Source organism: Sphingomonas sp. 179-A 2A2 NHS, assembly GCF_045371305.1.
Taxonomy (GTDB): domain Bacteria; phylum Pseudomonadota; class Alphaproteobacteria; order Sphingomonadales; family Sphingomonadaceae; genus Sphingomonas.
On record NZ_JBIQDE010000006.1, the window covers coordinates 278,042 to 294,005 of the forward strand.

Below are 15,964 nucleotides of genomic sequence, written 5' to 3' on the forward strand. Positions count from 1 at the left end.
TGCTTATAGCCCAGGCGATGCAAGCCGACGACCGCCTCGCCGCCATCCGCGGCCGCATTGCCCATGCCGCCAAGCTCGTCCGCCGCGCCGCCGGAGACGTGACGCTGATCGCCGTCTCAAAGACTCACGGGGCCGATGCGATCGAGCCTTTGCTCCACGCCGGCCAGCGCGATTTCGGCGAAAATCGCGTGCAGGAAGCGCTGGCGAAATGGCCCGCCCTGCGCGAGCAATTCCCGGATACGCGCCTCCACCTCATCGGCCAGCTGCAATCGAACAAGGCGGCCGAGGCCGTCGCCTTTGCGGATGCGATCCACGCCGTCGATCGTAGCTCGCTCGTCACCGCTCTCGCCAAGGCGATGGATGCGCAAGGCAAGCGCCCCACCTGCTTCCTCCAGGTGAACATCGGCGACGAGCCGCAGAAGGGCGGCTGCGCCGTCGATGCCCTCCCCGCTCTGCTCACCGAGGCGCGCGCGGCCGACCTGCCGATCGCTGGGCTGATGTGCATCCCGCCCGCTGGCGTCGAGGCCGCGCCCTATTTCGCGCTCCTCGCGAAGATCGCCCGCGACCACGGCCTCACCGGCCTCAGCATGGGCATGTCGGACGATTTCGAGACCGCGGTGATGATCGGGGCGACGCACGTGCGGATCGGCTCGGCACTGTTCGGCGATCGCCCTCCCGTCCGTACCCCCACCGGATTCAGGAAGCCCAAATGACGATCGACGCACTGCTCTTCGATTTCGATGGCGTGCTGATCGAGAGCGAATATCTCGGCAACAAGCATATCGCTGATTTCCTCACCGCCAGCGGCTATCCCACCACCACCGAAGAGGCGATGGCCCGCTTCATGGGCTATTCGGGGCGTGATTTCGTGTCCCGCCTGGAAGACTGGATCGGTGGCCCGCTGCCGTCCGACTGGGATACCGTGCGCCGCGTGGAGAATGAACGCGTCCTCGCCGAAGGGATCGAGGAGGTCGCCGGCGCCGTCGCCTTCGTTCGCTCGCTGCCCGCCGATCTCCCCAAGGCAGTGGTCTCCTCCAGCTCGACCCGCTGGATCCGCACCCATCTCGATCACCTCGGCCTCACCGACGTCTTCGGCGACCATCTCTATTCCGGCGCGGAGCACGTCACGCACGGCAAGCCCGCGCCCGATCTCTACCTCTACGGCGCCCGCCAGCTCGGCGTTCCGATCGATCGCTGCGCCATTCTCGAGGATTCCGAAGTCGGCGCGACCGGCGCGGTGGCGAGCGGCGGCAAGGTGATCGGCCTGTGCGCCGGCCTGCATTGTGCCCCCGGCCACGAAGCGAAGCTGCGCGCGCTCGGCGTCACCAACGTCGCGCATGACTTCGACGACGTCCGCCGCCTGCTGAACCTCTAGGATTCTCGCCGGCGGGGGCTTCCCCGCTCGGATTCAAAGCTGGTGCCCGGTCCGGTCCCGCTTGGTCGCGAGATAGCGCTCGTTGTGCGGGTTAGTCGGCAGGAAGTGCGGCACGCGCTCCACCACCGTGATGCCGCGCGCCTCCAGCCCCTGCACCTTGCCCGGATTGTTGGTCAGCAGCCGAATTTCGCGCTGGCCCAGCAGGTCCAGCATCCGCGCCGCCACGCCGAAGTCACGCGCGTCGACGGCAAAGCCCAGCCGGGTGTTCGCATCGACCGTGTCGAATCCCTGGTCCTGCAGCGCATAGGCGCGCAGCTTGTTGACGAGGCCGATGCCCCGTCCCTCCTGCCGCAGATACAGCAGGATCCCCCAGCCCGATTGCGAAATCGCCTTCAGCGCCGCGTCCAGCTGCGGCCCGCAATCGCACTTGAGGCTCCCCAGCGCATCACCCGTCAGGCATTCGCTGTGCAGCCGCACCAGCGGCGGCTGGCCATTGGGCGCGCCGATCAGCAGCGCGACATGCTCGCCCGGCCCCTCGGGCGTGCGGAAGGCGACGATCTCCGCGTCCTCCGCATGCGCCACCGGCAGCCGCGCCCGCGCCGCGATCGTCAGCCGGATCGCGTCCTCATGGGCGTCGACGTCACGCGGCGTGATCGCGACATCCGCCGGGCCGTCGGCGCGCACGAAGAACGCCGGCAGCATTCCCGCCACCCGCGCCAGCTTCAGCGCCGCAGCCGCATCCTCGGGCGACTCTAGGGCAATGGCGCGGAACGGCCCCTTCAGCGGCGTCGCCAGGTCAAGCTGCGGATCGGCCAGCGCGGTCGCGGTGGCGAAATCCACCCAGGGCGCCCGGTCCACCAGCACCGGCGCGTCCGGCACCGCTGCTTCCTTCTGATTGGCCAGCTTCAGCGTCTCGGCCCGCCCGGCGGACAGCAGCACCGGCGCCTCGGCCGCCGGGTCGAACGCCTCCAGCCGCACCGGATCGGCCGTCTCGATCGGCAGCAGCGCCAGTGCGCCGATCCGCACCGGCCAGCCACGGCGCAGCGCGTCGATCGCGCGCGCGGCGGCGTGCGCGTCGCCCTGAACGGCGCCGCTCAAAAGTCGAACTCGGTCATGATCGGCACATGGTCGGAAGGTTTCAGCCAGCTGCGGCACGCCTCGAATACCTTGTGATCCGTCGCCGCTTTGGCAACGTCGCCGGTCGCCCACATATGGTCGAGCCGACGCCCGCGATCATTCTTGGTCCAGTCGGGCGAGCGATAGCTCCACCAGGTGTGCAGCCGCGCCGGCGCGGGATAGAAATGCCGCCCCAGGTCCACCCAGTCGTTCGACGCTTTCAACCGGTCCAGCGCCTCCACCTCGATCGGGGTATGGCTGACGACCTTCAGCAGCGCCTTGTGGCTCCACACGTCCTCGGGCAGCGGCGCGATGTTGAAATCGCCGGTCAGGATCGTCGGGCAGTCGAGCGTGGCCGACCATTCGGTCATGCGCTGGACGAAATCCAGCTTCTGGCCGAACTTCGGATTCACCTCGCGATCGGGCACATCGCCGCCCGCGGGCACATAGACGTTCTCCAGCCGTACGCCGTTCGCAAGCCTCACGCCGATATGCCGCGCCTCGCGGTTCGCCTGCCAGTCGAGCCGGTCATCCTCTGCCAGCGGCACGCGACTGATGATCGCCACGCCGTGGTGCATGCGCTGGCCGTGGATCAGGATATGGTCATAGCCAAGCGCGCGGAACGTCTCGAACGGGAAGTCCGCGTCGATCACCTTGGTTTCCTGCAGGCACAGGATATCGGGCTGCGCCTCGCGCAGGAACTGCTCCACGATGGCGATGCGGAAGCGGACCGAATTGATGTTCCAGCTGACGATCTTCACGCCGGCGGCTGTAACCGGCCACAGCGCGATGGGGAAGCCGTCACCCCGGAGAGGTCATCGGGCGGCGGCCGCGGCGCTGAAAAGGAAAGGCCCTCGCTCCGGGGGCATGGAGCGAGGGCCGACCTGGCGTTCGTCACGCAGGGGGACGTGAAGCTTTGATCCGGGCAACAGGGGGAAAATCCCGAACCGCCCACGTCCGCAGCACCGTCATTACTTGCGATTACCTGTCGCCTGCATGAACAGATCAGGCGAAATCGGCCCTATCCGGCGCGGTTGTTCCTCCGCGGGTCGTTCCAGCGGAACGTCCCATCGTTCACCGGCACGTTGAAGCGTTGATCCGCCAGTCGGATCGTCGTCCGGTTGCCCTGGCTGTCCAGCATCACCCAGCCTTGCAGCATCAGCCCGCCGGGGGCCGATCCGTCACGCGCGAACACCATCGTGATGCGGCCATATTCGGGATGCTTCGGGTCATAACCCTCTACGGTCAGCACACGGGCGTCACCCGTCGGCACCACCTTGGCGTAGCGCGCGATGTCCTGGTCCGGGTTGATCAGCACGCCCAGCGGCGAGTTGCCGATCGGCCAGCGCTGCACCTGTCGCACCGAATAGTCGATGAAAGTCAGCGCCTTGCCGTCGCCGACCACTAGGATCGGCACGCCCTTTTCATATTGGAAACGGATCTTGCCCGGCTTCTTCAGCGACAGCGTGCCGGTCAGCGTCTTGCCGGCACGGTCGGTCTGCGTGAAGGTCGCGGTCATCGTGTTCACCGCGCGCAGGTGGTTCTGCACCTGCGCCAGGTCATTCTTCTGCGCCGCGGCCGGAGCGGCGACCATCGCCACGGCGGCGATGGGGAAAAGGATTCTCAACACGGCTCTCCCGTTTTGCTGGCTGCGCATATCGCAACCGGGGGTTGAACGCGTCGTGAATTGCGCGGCTCCCGCCGCCTGATGCGCAGGCGGCGGAGCACAGTGTCAGAACAGGGTGCTGAGGCCGATCGTCTCGCCGGTGCCCACCCAGCCTTCGTAGATCATCTTGAACGCGACGAAGACGATCACCGCCAGGCCGACATAAGCAATCCAGCGATACGTTTCGATCACGCGCGCGATGAGGTTCGCGGCAAGGCCCATCAGCGCCACCGACAGAATCAGGCCGACGACCAGGATGCCCGGATGCTCGCGCGCCGCGCCAGCCACCGCCAGCACGTTGTCCAGGCTCATCGAAACGTCCGCCACCGCGACCGCCCAGGCCGCAGCAGCGAAGCTGCGCGCCGGCGGCAGGCCCGAACGCTCGTCGCCCTGCACTTCTTCCGAACCCGGGTTCGCAGTGTGCCCGGCGCGCAGCTCGCGCCAGAACTTCCAGCTCACCCACAACAGCAGCAGACCGCCAGCGAAGATCAGCCCGACGACGCCCATCAGCCACGTCACGATCAGCGCAAAGCCGATGCGCAGCACCAGCGCGGCGGCGATGCCCAGCATGATCACCTTGCGGCGCTGATCCGCCGGCAGCCCGGCGGCCAGCGCACCGACCACCACCGCATTGTCGCCCGCCAGCACCAGGTCGATCATCAGCACCTGGCCGAAGGCGGCAAGCGCCGCCGGCTCGGTCAGGTTCGAGAAGTCGGCCACGATATGCGTCCAGATGTCGGCCAGCGAGCCCGGGCCCTGGACGGCAGCTTGAGCGAGCATGGTGAGGATCAACGCAAAACGCTCCTGGTGTTTGGGACCGAACGGGATGAGGTCGGATCGGTTGCACGTGCCCGATAGAGAGTTTCCACTCCACCGTCACCTCGAACCGGGCCAGCGCGCGCTGTCGGCCGCGACAGGCTCGCTCCTTAACGACAAACGGCGCGGGGATGAGCCGCGCCGTCGATCGACATCAGCGTCTCGGCGCTCCGGCCGATCCGCGTACCGCCTTACTGGTTCATGCTGGCGAAGAAGTCCTCGTTGGTCTTGGAATCCTTCATCTTGCCCAGCAGGAATTCCATCGCGTCGACCGTGCCCATCTGCATCAGGATACGGCGCAGCACCCACATCTTGCTGAGCTTGTCCTTCTCGACCAGCAGCTCTTCCTTGCGGGTGCCGCTCTTGCCCACGTCGATCGCCGGGAAGATGCGCTTGTCGGCCACCTTGCGGTCCAGCACGATTTCGGCGTTGCCGGTGCCCTTGAACTCTTCGAAGATCACCTCGTCCATGCGGCTGCCGGTATCGATCAGCGAGGTCGAGATGATGGTCAGGCTGCCGCCTTCCTCGATGTTGCGCGCCGCACCGAAGAAACGCTTCGGACGCTGCAATGCATTGGCATCGACACCGCCGGTCAACACCTTGCCCGACGAAGGAACGACGGTGTTGTAGGCCCGGCCGAGGCGGGTGATGTTGTCGAGCAGGATCACCACGTCCTTCTTGTGCTCGACGAGGCGCTTGGCCTTCTCGATCACCATCTCCGCCACCGCGACGTGGCGCGTCGCCGGCTCGTCGAACGTGGAGGAGACGACCTCGCCGTTCACCGTGCGCTGCATGTCGGTGACTTCCTCGGGCCGCTCGTCGATCAGCAGCACCAGCAGGAACACCTCGGGATGGTTCGCCGAAATCGCCCGTGCGATGTTCTGCATCATCACCGTCTTGCCGACGCGCGGCGGCGCGACGATCAGGCAGCGCTGGCCCTTGCCGATCGGCGAGACGAGATCGAGCACGCGGCCCGTCTTGTCCTTCAGCGTCGGGTCCTCGATCTCCATCTTCAGCCGCTCGTCGGGATAGAGCGGGGTCAGGTTGTCGAAGTTCACGCGGTGGCGCACTGCTTCGGGATCGTCGAAGTTGACGCTGGTGAGCTTGGTCAGCGCGAAATAGCGTTCGCCGTCCTTCGGCCCGCGGATCTCGCCTTCCACCGTGTCACCGGTGCGCAAGCCATGCTTGCGGACCTGATTGGGCGAAACATAGATGTCGTCCGGTCCGGCGAGATAGTTCGCCTGGGCATTGCGCAGGAAGCCGAAGCCGTCGGGCAGCACCTCGATGGTGCCCTCGCCCATGATCTGCTCGCCTTCCTCGGCCTGGACCTTGAGGATCGCGAACAGCAAGTCCTGCTTGCGCAGCGTGGAGGCGCCCTCGACGCCAAGCTCCTCGGCAAGCTGGACCAGCTCGGCCGGGGCTTTCTTCTTTAGTTCTTTCAGGTGCATCTGGGTGTCCGATGAAAATCGGTTGGGGGAGAAAGCCCGGTCGGCGGAAGGACTTCGCGCTGCAACGAGACTGAAGGAGGCAGCGGGCCGGAAAGGCCACACCGTGCGCCGGACGTAGGTGCGGCCAAAAGCTTAGTCAAGCCGGGAAGCTACGTGGATCTGCCCAATTCAGCCTGATTCCGCTTGGTCACCGGCCGTTGGCAAGGGCCGTTGGCAAGGGCCGGCGTTGCGCGATTCAGAACGGCTTCACCACTGCCAGGATGACGATGATCGTCAGCGCGAGCGCCGGCACTTCGTTCACCATCCGCAGCCGGCGGGTCGGCCACGCCGCCTCGCCCTTCGCCAGCCGCTTGGAATAGCCCACCGCCCAGCCGTGATAGCCCGACAGCAGGAACACGACGAAGATCTTGGCGTGCAGCCACGCCAGCCCCTGGATCCCCTCGAGCAGCCCGATGTTCACCGCCAGCATCAGGCCAAGCACCCAGACGGCGATCATCGCCGGCGTCAGGATGATCTTGCGCAGCTTGCGCTCGCGATCGATCCAGCGCGCTTCCTCCTGCGGATTGCCCAGCGCGTCCTGGTGATGGACCAGATAGCGCGGCAGGATGAACATGCCGGACATCCAGAACACCATGAAAATGATGTGCGCGGCCTTCACCCACAGATAGGATGCGCCGAGGAACCCTGCCGTCATCGCGCCGATCCTCCTGCTTCACCCGCTTCATGCCCGCGCACCCGCGCGATCACCTGCTCGACATGCGCGATCGGCGTATGCTGGTCGATCCCGTGGCCGAGGTTGAAGACATGCGGCCGATCGGGGAACGCCGCAAGGATCCGGTCCACGGCTGAATCGAGCGCCTCGCCGCCGGCGATCAGCGCCAGCGGGTCGAGATTCCCCTGCACCGGCAGCCCCGTCGGCAAAACCTGGTTCGCCCAGTCGGGATCGACCGTCTCGTCCAGCCCCACCGCATCGACGCCGGTTCCGCGCGCATAGGTCGGCAGCTTGCCGCCCGCGCCCTTGGGAAATCCGATGATCGGCACGCCCGGATGCCGCGCCCTCAGCCCCGCGACGATCGCCGCGTTGGGCGCGATGACCCAGCGTTCGAACTGCGCCGGGGACAGAGTCCCGGCCCAGCTGTCGAACAGCTGCACCGCCTCGACGCCCGCCTCGATCTGCCCGGCGAGATAGTCGATCGTCAGCGTCACGATGGCATCGATGATCGCGCCGAACGCCGCCGGATCGCGATAGGCGAGGCCACGCGCTTCGGCCTGATCCTTCGATCCCTGCCCCGCCACCATATAGGTCGCGACGGTCCAGGGTGATCCGGCAAACCCGAGGAACGTCGTTTGCGCCGGCAGCGCTGCGGCCACCCGGCGGACGGTTGCGTATACCGGATCCAGCCGCTCGCGCACCGGAGTCAGGCTCTCCAGCGCATGATCGATCAGCCTCGGGGCCAGCCGCGGCCCCTCGCCCGGCCCGAAGGTCAGGTCCTGCCCCATCGCCCAGGGGACCATCAGGATGTCGGAAAACAGGATCGCGCCGTCGAATCCGAAGCGGCGGATCGGCTGCAGCGTCACTTCCGCGGCCGATTCAGGATCGGTCGCGAGCGCCAGGAATCCGCCCTTTTCGGCACGGAGCGCGCGATATTCGGGCAGATAGCGGCCGGCCTGGCGCATCAGCCACATCGGCGGCCGCGCACGGCGCTCGCCCTTGAGTACGCCCAGCAACGGCTTGGCGGACAGCTCGACAGTGGCTCCGGGGTTCATCCTTCTACCTAAAGAGAAGAGTCAAACGGATGTAGTGGTGGTTGGCGCGTTGGTCGCGGGGCTTATGCGTTCATGCCGGAATTGCCAACAGCTTGACGGGCGCCGCGCCGCGGAACGCCGCAGATTCGATTCAGCCATCCCCGTTATTCACAGCCTGTGGAGGAACCGGGCCCGCGTGGATGGGATTGTGGATGACTTGGTAGTTTTCCACGGCGCGCACCCCCGCTTGGCCGTGCGACCGGGTTACGCTAGCGCTCGTCCCCATGTTTTCCACAGATTCATTCCGATGACCGTCCGGCTGCATCTGCACCTGCTGTCGGACTCAACCGGCGAGACGCTGGAGAACATCGCGAAGGCCGCGCTCGCGCAATATGATGACGTTGAAACGGTGCGGCATTTCTGGCCCATGGTGCGTACCGAGGCGCACCTCGATCGCATCCTTCAGGAAATCGCACACAATCCCGGGCTGGTGATCTACACGCTCGTCAACGCCGCCACCCGCCGCGCGCTCGAACAACGCTGCCAGGCGCTTGGCCTGCCGCTCGTCGCGCCGCTCGATCCGGTCAACGATGCGCTGTCGGCCTTGCTCGGCCAGCAGGCAAAGGCGCGCCCCGGGCGCCAGCACGTGCTCGACGCCGCCTATTTCGCGCGTGTCGACGCGATCCAATACACCATCGCGCATGATGACGGGCTGTTGTGGGAGGAATGGGAGGAAGCGGATATCGTCCTCGCCGGTGTCTCGCGCTCGTCGAAGACGCCGACCTCCATCTACCTCGCCAATCGCGGCTACAAGGTCGCCAACATCCCGATCGTGGTCGAAAGCCCGCCCCCGCCCGATCTCTTCCAGCTCAAGAACCCGCTGATCGTCGGCCTCACCACCAGCGCGGACCGGCTGATCGCGATCCGCCGCAATCGCCTCTTGTCGTTGAACCAAGCGCCGGAGACCTCCTATGTCGATGGCGAGGCGGTGACGCGCGAGCTGCAATATGCCCGGCGCATGTTCGCCGACAATGGCTGGCCGGTGATCGACGTCACCCGCCGCTCGATCGAGGAGACGGCCGCAGCGATCATCGCGCTGGTCAACGATCGTCGCGGCGAAATGACGTTGAGCGACCGCTAAGCCCCCTGTTGAAACGGACCCAATGAAACTGATCCTCGCTTCGCAATCGGCCTCGCGCCGCGCCATGCTGGAAGGCGCCGGCGTTCCCTTCACGGCGCAGCCGGCAATGGTCGATGAGGATGCCGCCAAGGCGTCGCTCGGCGCCATCCCGCCGCGCGATCTTGCCGATGCGCTCGCCGAACTGAAGGCATTGAAGGTGTCGCAGCGCGAGCCGCAGGCGCTGGTCCTCGGGTCGGACAGCCTCGCCGTGCTGGAGGACGGCACGATCCTGTCGAAGCCGCGCGACCGGGCGGAGGCGGCGCATCACCTCTCGCTGATGTCCGGCAAGCGCCACGATCTGGTCAGCGCCGCCGTCGTGGCAGAGGGCGGCCGCGCCGTCTGGCGCCATGTCGACAAGGCCCGCATGTTCGTCCGCCCGCTGTCCTACAGCTTCATCGAGGCGTATCTTGATGCAGAATGGCCGGCGATCGCGGGATGCGTCGGTTGCTACAGGATCGAGGGGCCGGGGGTGCAGTTGTTCAGTCGTGTCGAAGGCAGCCAGTTTACCGTACTCGGTATGCCGCTCCTGCCGCTGCTCGGCTATCTCAGGGAGCGCGAGGTGCTCGCCCAATGATGGAAAAAAAAGCGCCAGTGCCTCAACTTCCTCAACATTCGATTGCAGAAACTGCAATCGAAATGCCGTTCGCGGAGGTGATCGGCGATCCGATCAAGCATTCCAAGTCGCCGCTGATCCATCGTTTCTGGCTCGAAAAGCTCGGCATCGCCGCGGATTATCGCGCGACTCAGGTCGCGCCTGATGATCTAGCCGCCTTCATCGAGCAGCGCCGCGCCGATCCGCTCTGGCGCGGCTGCAACGTCACCATTCCGCACAAGGTAGCGATGCTCGATCTCGTCGCCGATCCCGGAGGCATCCGCGACAGCATCGGCGCGGCGAACACTGTATTCCGCAACGAAGACGGCGATCTCATCGTCACCAACACCGATGCGGCGGGCTTCTATGCCCCGATTGCCGATCTCGATCTCGCCGGCCAGCCGGTGGTGGTGGTCGGTGCTGGCGGTGCAGCGCGCGCGGTGCTGTTTGCGCTGTCGCGCCTCGATGTCGGCAAGGTCACGATCCTCAATCGCTCGCCGCTAAAGGGCGCGGCGCTCCTCAGCCGCTTCGGGCTGAAGGGTGAGGCGCTGCCGCTCGACGCCCGCCTCCCCGCCGCCCGGCTGCTGGTCAACACCAGCGCGCTCGGCATGGAAGGCCAGCCGCCGCTCGATCTCGATCTCCTGCCGCTGCCGCCCGAGGCGGTGGTGTACGACATCGTCTATGCCCCGCTCCACACGCAGCTGCTCGATGCGGCCGAGGCACGCGGGCTGGAGACGATCGACGGGCTCGAAATGCTCGTCGGCCAGGCGGCGGCGGCGTTCGAATTGTTCTTCGGCCAGCCCGCCCCGCGCGAGCATGACGGCGAGTTGCGCGAACTGCTGATCGGTTGATACGCGCGCCGCACATCACACGGCGACAGAAGGGAGAGAGAATGCTGAAGCTCGGCCTCACCGGCTCCATCGGCATGGGCAAGTCGACCGTGGCGAAGATGTTCGCTGATGAAGGCATCCCCGTGTTCGATGCCGATGCCGAAGTGCACAAGCTGCAGGGCCCGGCCGGCCGTGTCGTCGCCGCGATCGAGGCGCGCTTCCCCGGCACCACCGGCGACACTGGCGTGAACCGCACTGCGCTAGCCGAGGCGGTGCTCGGCGATGATGCCGCGATGAAGGCGCTGGAGGCGATCGTCCACCCCGCGGTGGGCGAGGAGCGCGCCGCCTTCCTCGCCCGCCACGCCGATGCCCCGCTCGTCGTGTTCGACGTGCCCTTGCTGTTCGAAACCGGCGGGCAGCGCGGGGTGGACAAGGTCGCCGTCGTCTCGGCGGCGCCAGACGTGCAGCGCGGACGCACGCTGGAGCGGCCGGGCATGTCGGAAGCGAAGTTCGATGCGATTCTCGCCCGCCAGGTGCCCGATGCCGAGAAGCGCGCGCGTGCCGATTTCGTCATCCCGACGGATGTGCCGCTCGATGAAACGCGCGGCCATGTTCGGCGGGTGATTGCTTGCCTCACGGAGGCGAAGGGCCGATAATCGCGTGATGCGCGAGATCGTTTTCGACACCGAGACCACCGGCTTCACCTTCGGCGAGGATCGGATGGTCGAAATCGGCTGCGTCGAACTGGTCAACCGGGTCGAAACCGGGCGCACCTTCCACGCCTATTTCCACCCGGAACGTGCCATGCCGCCCGGCGCCTTCGCGATTCACGGCCTGTCGGACGTGTTCCTGTCCGACAAGCCCCTGTTCCACGCCGTGGCGGACGAGCTGATCGCCTTCATCGGCGATGCGCCGCTCGTCGCGCACAATGCCTCGTTCGACTTCGGCTTTCTGAACGGCGAGCTTGGCCGCTGCGGCCGCGATCCGATCTGCATGACGCGGATGGTCGATACCCTGGCGCTCGCCAAGCAGCGCCATCCCGGCGCCAAGCTCACGCTCGACGCTCTGTGTTCGCGCTACGGCATCGACCGTTCGCACCGCGTGCTGCACGGCGCGTTGCTCGACGCTCAGCTGCTCGCGCAGGTCTATGTCGAGCTGCGCGGCGGGCGGCAGATCGGCCTCTCGCTGGTCAGCGATTTGGTGGTCGAGGAAGCCGACACGCGCAGCGCAACGCCGCGAATTGCACGCCCGGCGCGACATTTCGCAGCGAGCGATGCGGAACTTGCCGCGCATGCCGCGTTCATGACTCGGGTGAAGAATCCAATCTGGGGGGCCGCGGCGTCCGGATGACGCCCAACGCTCCGGCGAACCACGCCGGGCCAGTCTATGGAGTGAGAATAAATGGAAATCCGCATCTCTGGTCACCAGGTCGAAACTGGCGACGCGCTGAAGGATCATGTGGAGACCCGGATGCAGGGCATTGCGGAAAAGTATTTCAGCCGCGCCATCTCCGCGCAGGTGACGTTCAACAAGGGCCCGCAGCAAGGCGGTTTTGGCTGCGATATCGTCGCCCACGTCATGCAGGGCCTGGTGTTGAAGGGCCGGCACGAGGCGTTCGACGCGCATCTCGCCTTTGATGGCGCCGCGGAGAAGATCGAAAAGCAGCTCCGCCGTTACATGCGCCGGCTGAAGGACCGCAACGCCGGTGAGGCGCAGGCGATCGCCGAGAGCGGCGCCTATGACAATGGCAATGCCGGCTACACCTTGTTCGCCGAGCAGACGACTGAGGACGAGGCGGCGGATGCGCCCCCGATCATCGCCGAAACCCGTGTCGACGTGCCGGACGCCAGCGTGTCCGATGCGGTGATGATGCTCGATCTGCGCAACACGACCGCGCTCCTGTTCAAGAATAGCGGGACGGGCGCGTACAACATGGTCTATCGGCGCGGCGACGGAACGATCGGTTGGGTCGAGCCGCAGCGCGCGGAGTAACGCCGAACGACATGTCCCATGATTTGAGTGACCTCCTCCACCCCGACCTCATCGTCGTCGGGGTGGCGGCGACCAATAAGAAGAATCTGTTCCAGCAGCTCGGGGCGCTCGCCGCCCCGGCACTGGATCTTGACGCCACGGACGTGGCGACCGCCCTGTTCGAGCGCGAGAAGCTCGGCTCGACCGGCTTTGGCGGCGGCGTCGCCATCCCCCATGCCCGGATCAAGGGCCTGCCGCGCATCGTGCTCGTCATTGCCCGTCTCGCCCAGCCGATCGATTTCCAGGCGGTCGACGATCTGCCGGTCGACATCGCGGTAACAATGCTGTCCCCGCCGGAGGCCGGCGCCGATCACCTGAAGGCGCTGGCACGCGTATCGCGCCGGTTCCGCGATCGCACGTTCGTCGCGAAGCTGCGCGGCGCCGGATCGCGCGACGCGCTTTATGCGCTGCTGACGGCGGATGAGCCGGGGAGTGACGCGCGTGACGCGGCCTGAAGGCGCCGAAGCGCACCATCGTGCGCTCGAGTCGCTCTACGCCGCCGCCCCGATCAACCGCCTGTTCGCCTCCACCCTGTCGATCCCGGAGCCGGGCGTGGCGCGGATCAGCTTCGAGATCTCGACCGAGCATTTCCATGCCGCCGGCGCGGCGCACGGCACCGCCTATTTCAAGATGCTCGACGATGCGGCCTTCTACGCCTGCAACAGCCTCATCACCGATCGCTTCCTGCTGACGACTCAGTTCAACCTCGTCCTCACCCGTCCGCTGTCAGCTGGTCCGGTGGTGGCGGAGGGGCGCTGGGTCAGCGGTCAGCGCCGCGTATTCGTTGGCGACGCGCGGCTGATCGCGGCGGATGGCGAGGAGGTCGCCCGCGGCACCGGTACCTTCATGCGCAGCCGCATCCCCCTCGCGTCCCTGCCCGGATATCGCACGGCGTGATCGCACGCCTGCCGACTCATCTCGTCGTCGGCGCCTTGTTGCGGCGGGTCAATGACGCCGGCGGGATCGCCGTGATCCTCGCGCGGGGCGATCCCGATGCCGGCGCCATTCTCCTTGTTTTGGAACAGGAAGGCCGGCTGCTCGAGCGGCGCATAGACTTTGATGGTAATGATACGCTCGTTCCCTGCGGCCCCGTTGAAGGTAGCAGCGACTCACCTGATGATTATTGGAAGAAGCGCCGTTCGCGCGACCCTGATCTATGGGTAGTTGCTCTGGACATCGCGGACTCCGAACGGTTCGCCGCTGAAACAATCCTCGGGTAATTGACTCTAGACGGCTACGCGGCGACCTGCCGGCCATCGTTTTCAAGCGTTGTGCCGCGGCGGGTGCGATCCGTGCGGTGACGCAGTCGGGGGGATCCCGGACGATCGATGTTCCGTTCACGGAGCATGCGGTCGCTTCCGCGTACCCACCGCCTTTGACTGTTTAGAATGTCGTTCTTTTCGCGGGCCGCCGTTGCGGTGGCCATGACTGTGTCTTTCTTCGGCCTCGGCGTGCAGAGCACGGCTGGCCTTGCAGCTCAGGTTGAGCCCACGCTCCCGCTGCCCACCGCGACGATGGTGCCCATTACCGGGCAACAGTCGACACCGGTTTCTGCACCGACCAGCCCTGTCACTGATGAACTCGCGACGGGCGATACGGTTGCATATCCCTCGCTTGCTGCTGCAGTCGCAGCGCAGCCGACCCATGATGGCGACGACGAGGCGATCCAGTGCCTCGCCGGTGCGATCTACCACGAATCGCGTGGTGAGCCCCTTTCGGGTCAACTCGCGGTGGCGGACGTGATCCTGAACCGGTCCAAGTCGGGCCGCTTCCCGTCGGACGTCTGCGATGTGGTGACCCAGCGTGGCCAGTTCGGCTTCGTGCGCGGCGGTCGCATCCCCGCCATTGACGAGAACAGCCGTTCGTACCGCACTGCAGTCGCCGTGGCGCGCGTCGCGCTGGCTGACGCATGGGAGAGCCAGGCCGAACGCGCCCTGTATTTCAACCGCGGGCGTGCCCCGGCGGCGAGCCTGCGCAAGGTTGCCTCGATCGGCAACCACGTCTTCTATCGCTAAGGCTTTTCAACGTTCCTGAATTGTTCTAAGGTTTCTTGCGTGCTTACCACGCCGGAAACCTGTGTAGACGATCCCCTCTCTCCACTCTGTGCCGCGGATGTCGCGCGCGGCGTGACAAGGCTTCTGCTGCGGCATGAGCTTGTCGCCATGGGAGAGGTGCCGCTCGACGGCGGCCGACGGGTCGATCTGATGGCGCTAGACGCGCGCGGCCAGATCACCATCATCGAGATCAAGGTGTCGCGCGCCGACCTGCTCGGTGACAACAAGTGGCAGGATTATCTGCCGCATTGTGATCGCTTCTTCTGGGCGGTGCCGGCAGGCTTTGATCATTCACCCATCGCCGGCGAGGCGTTCCTTCCCGAACGCACCGGCCTGATCGTTGCTGATCGCTATGATGCCGCCGTGGTGCGCGAGGCGAAGACGGAAGCGATGAACACCCACGCGCGCAAGAAATGCACCCTCGCCTTTGCGCGCCGCGCCGCGCGGCGGCTCGTTGCGTTGTCCGATCCGGAGGCGGTGCAGGGCTGGTGAGGCGGCGGCGCGCTACGCGAGCCGCAATCCTTCCTTGTTCATTACCGCCGTCACATGGTTGTTCTGCGCCTCGCTCAGCTGGCCGCGCAGCCGTGGGAAGATGTCGCGCTCCTCTTCCTCCATGTGCTTCTCGATCAGCGTCCGGAATTCGCCCAGCTTGGGCAGCCACGCCGGATCCGTCTTCGGCATCTCCGATAGCTCGAAGAAATATTGTTTCACATAACCATGTTCGTGGTTGAGATGGTCCGCCGCCTCGGTCAGCCCGTGGTCGCGCATCATCGTGTAGATGACATTCTCTTCCTGCCAGGCATGCTTGCCCACCGCATGCTTCAGCTGCGCGAGCAGCGACGCGCGCTTCACCGGATCCTCCTCGGTGGTCTTTTCCAGCAGGTCGAAGATCTTGAGCGCGGCGGCGTGTTCCGCGGCCAGCGCCTTGTCCCAATTGCCGGCCAGCGCACTCGGTGCCTGGACGGCGGCCTTTCGCGCAAGATTGGCGAGCAACCCTGCCGCCACGCCGCCTACCGCGCCAATGGCGATCGTCCGGGCGGTCGATGATTTCGCTTCCTTGGCGCTCGGCATGTCCTTCGCTCCCGTGTTGCTTGAACCGGTAACGACAGG

General features: G+C 66.1%; 21 protein-coding genes. 13 read left to right on the forward strand and 8 right to left on the reverse strand.

Going from position 1 to position 15,964, the window contains the following annotated elements; translation table 11 throughout:
• Positions 1-17: 17 nt before the first annotated feature.
• Both ACH0AE_RS15050 and ACH0AE_RS15055 read left to right on the forward strand, forming a co-directional pair.
• Positions 18-713, forward strand: a complete 696-nt coding sequence (locus ACH0AE_RS15050) for a YggS family pyridoxal phosphate-dependent enzyme (RefSeq protein ID WP_294442598.1) — start codon at positions 18-20, stop codon at positions 711-713.
• Positions 710-1,375, forward strand: a complete 666-nt coding sequence (locus tag ACH0AE_RS15055) for an HAD family phosphatase (protein WP_294442597.1) — start codon at positions 710-712, stop codon at positions 1,373-1,375. Before ACH0AE_RS15050 ends, ACH0AE_RS15055 begins: the two co-directional genes overlap by 4 nt.
• A gap of 33 nt (positions 1,376-1,408) precedes the next feature.
• On the opposite strand, the gene ribA is transcribed toward ACH0AE_RS15055, so the two are convergent.
• The 7 genes from ribA to hemE all read right to left on the reverse strand — a co-directional run bounded on the left by ribA (position 1,409) and on the right by hemE (position 8,188).
• Positions 1,409-2,473: a GTP cyclohydrolase II gene (gene ribA, locus ACH0AE_RS15060; RefSeq protein WP_294442596.1), complete on the reverse strand. Its 1,065-nt coding sequence runs from the start codon at positions 2,471-2,473 to the stop codon at positions 1,409-1,411.
• On the reverse strand, positions 2,470-3,252 hold the full coding sequence (locus ACH0AE_RS15065) for an exodeoxyribonuclease III (protein WP_294442595.1): 783 nt from the start codon (positions 3,250-3,252) through the stop codon (positions 2,470-2,472). The genes ribA and ACH0AE_RS15065 overlap by 4 nt, the downstream gene beginning before the upstream one ends.
• Before the next feature lie 260 nt (positions 3,253-3,512).
• Positions 3,513-4,085 carry an outer membrane lipoprotein carrier protein LolA gene (locus tag ACH0AE_RS15070; protein WP_294442625.1) on the reverse strand — a complete coding sequence of 191 codons (573 nt, stop codon included), beginning with the start codon at positions 4,083-4,085 and terminating at the stop codon, positions 3,513-3,515.
• A gap of 138 nt (positions 4,086-4,223) precedes the next feature.
• Positions 4,224-4,937 (reverse strand): TerC family protein, encoded by a 714-nt coding sequence (locus ACH0AE_RS15075; protein WP_294442624.1) that lies wholly within the window; start codon positions 4,935-4,937, stop codon positions 4,224-4,226.
• Positions 4,938-5,164: 227 nt separating this feature from the next.
• Positions 5,165-6,421 carry a transcription termination factor Rho gene (gene rho, locus ACH0AE_RS15080; RefSeq protein ID WP_294442594.1) on the reverse strand — a complete coding sequence of 419 codons (1,257 nt, stop codon included), beginning with the start codon at positions 6,419-6,421 and terminating at the stop codon, positions 5,165-5,167.
• Between the two features lie 235 nt (positions 6,422-6,656).
• Positions 6,657-7,115 (reverse strand): CopD family protein, encoded by a 459-nt coding sequence (locus ACH0AE_RS15085; protein WP_294442593.1) that lies wholly within the window; start codon positions 7,113-7,115, stop codon positions 6,657-6,659.
• Positions 7,112-8,188, reverse strand: a complete 1,077-nt coding sequence (gene hemE / locus ACH0AE_RS15090) for a uroporphyrinogen decarboxylase (RefSeq protein ID WP_294442592.1) — start codon at positions 8,186-8,188, stop codon at positions 7,112-7,114. The genes ACH0AE_RS15085 and hemE overlap by 4 nt, the downstream gene beginning before the upstream one ends.
• 286 nt (positions 8,189-8,474) lie before the next feature.
• On the opposite strand from hemE, the gene ACH0AE_RS15095 reads away from it, so the two are divergent.
• The 11 genes from ACH0AE_RS15095 to ACH0AE_RS15145 all read left to right on the forward strand — a co-directional run bounded on the left by ACH0AE_RS15095 (position 8,475) and on the right by ACH0AE_RS15145 (position 15,346).
• Entirely contained in the window at positions 8,475-9,308 is an 834-nt protein-coding gene (locus ACH0AE_RS15095) for a pyruvate, water dikinase regulatory protein (RefSeq protein ID WP_294442591.1), read from the forward strand.
• Positions 9,309-9,330: 22 nt separating this feature from the next.
• The gene (locus ACH0AE_RS15100) at positions 9,331-9,921 is read left to right on the forward strand and encodes a nucleoside triphosphate pyrophosphatase (protein ID WP_294442589.1); all 591 of its coding nucleotides are present in this window, start codon (positions 9,331-9,333) and stop codon (positions 9,919-9,921) included.
• Between the two features lie 62 nt (positions 9,922-9,983).
• A complete protein-coding gene (locus tag ACH0AE_RS15105) occupies positions 9,984-10,790 on the forward strand; it encodes a shikimate dehydrogenase (protein ID WP_294442587.1) in 807 nt (268 codons plus the stop codon).
• Positions 10,791-10,831: 41 nt separating this feature from the next.
• On the forward strand, positions 10,832-11,425 hold the full coding sequence (coaE, locus tag ACH0AE_RS15110) for a dephospho-CoA kinase (protein WP_294442586.1): 594 nt from the start codon (positions 10,832-10,834) through the stop codon (positions 11,423-11,425).
• Between the two features lie 7 nt (positions 11,426-11,432).
• A complete protein-coding gene (gene dnaQ / locus ACH0AE_RS15115; protein WP_294442585.1) occupies positions 11,433-12,119 on the forward strand; it encodes a DNA polymerase III subunit epsilon in 687 nt (228 codons plus the stop codon).
• A 51-nt stretch (positions 12,120-12,170) separates the two neighbouring features.
• Positions 12,171-12,761, forward strand: a complete 591-nt coding sequence (hpf, locus tag ACH0AE_RS15120) for a ribosome hibernation-promoting factor, HPF/YfiA family (RefSeq protein WP_294442584.1) — start codon at positions 12,171-12,173, stop codon at positions 12,759-12,761.
• Positions 12,762-12,772: 11 nt separating this feature from the next.
• Positions 12,773-13,255, forward strand: coding sequence for a PTS sugar transporter subunit IIA (locus ACH0AE_RS15125; protein WP_294442583.1), 483 nt, complete (start codon positions 12,773-12,775; stop codon positions 13,253-13,255).
• Positions 13,221-13,697, forward strand: coding sequence for a PaaI family thioesterase (locus ACH0AE_RS15130; RefSeq protein WP_406875847.1), 477 nt, complete (start codon positions 13,221-13,223; stop codon positions 13,695-13,697). Before ACH0AE_RS15125 ends, ACH0AE_RS15130 begins: the two co-directional genes overlap by 35 nt.
• A complete protein-coding gene (locus ACH0AE_RS15135) occupies positions 13,694-14,020 on the forward strand; it encodes a DUF1491 family protein (RefSeq protein ID WP_294442581.1) in 327 nt (108 codons plus the stop codon). Before ACH0AE_RS15130 ends, ACH0AE_RS15135 begins: the two co-directional genes overlap by 4 nt.
• A 204-nt stretch (positions 14,021-14,224) precedes the next feature.
• Positions 14,225-14,815: a cell wall hydrolase gene (locus tag ACH0AE_RS15140; protein WP_294442580.1), complete on the forward strand. Its 591-nt coding sequence runs from the start codon at positions 14,225-14,227 to the stop codon at positions 14,813-14,815.
• Between the two features lie 39 nt (positions 14,816-14,854).
• Positions 14,855-15,346, forward strand: coding sequence for an MmcB family DNA repair protein (locus ACH0AE_RS15145; RefSeq protein ID WP_294442579.1), 492 nt, complete (start codon positions 14,855-14,857; stop codon positions 15,344-15,346).
• Positions 15,347-15,358: 12 nt separating this feature from the next.
• Here ACH0AE_RS15145 and ACH0AE_RS15150 read toward each other — a convergent pair whose 3' ends face one another.
• Entirely contained in the window at positions 15,359-15,925 is a 567-nt protein-coding gene (locus ACH0AE_RS15150; RefSeq protein WP_294442578.1) for a hemerythrin domain-containing protein, read from the reverse strand.
• Positions 15,926-15,964: the final 39 nt, after the last annotated feature.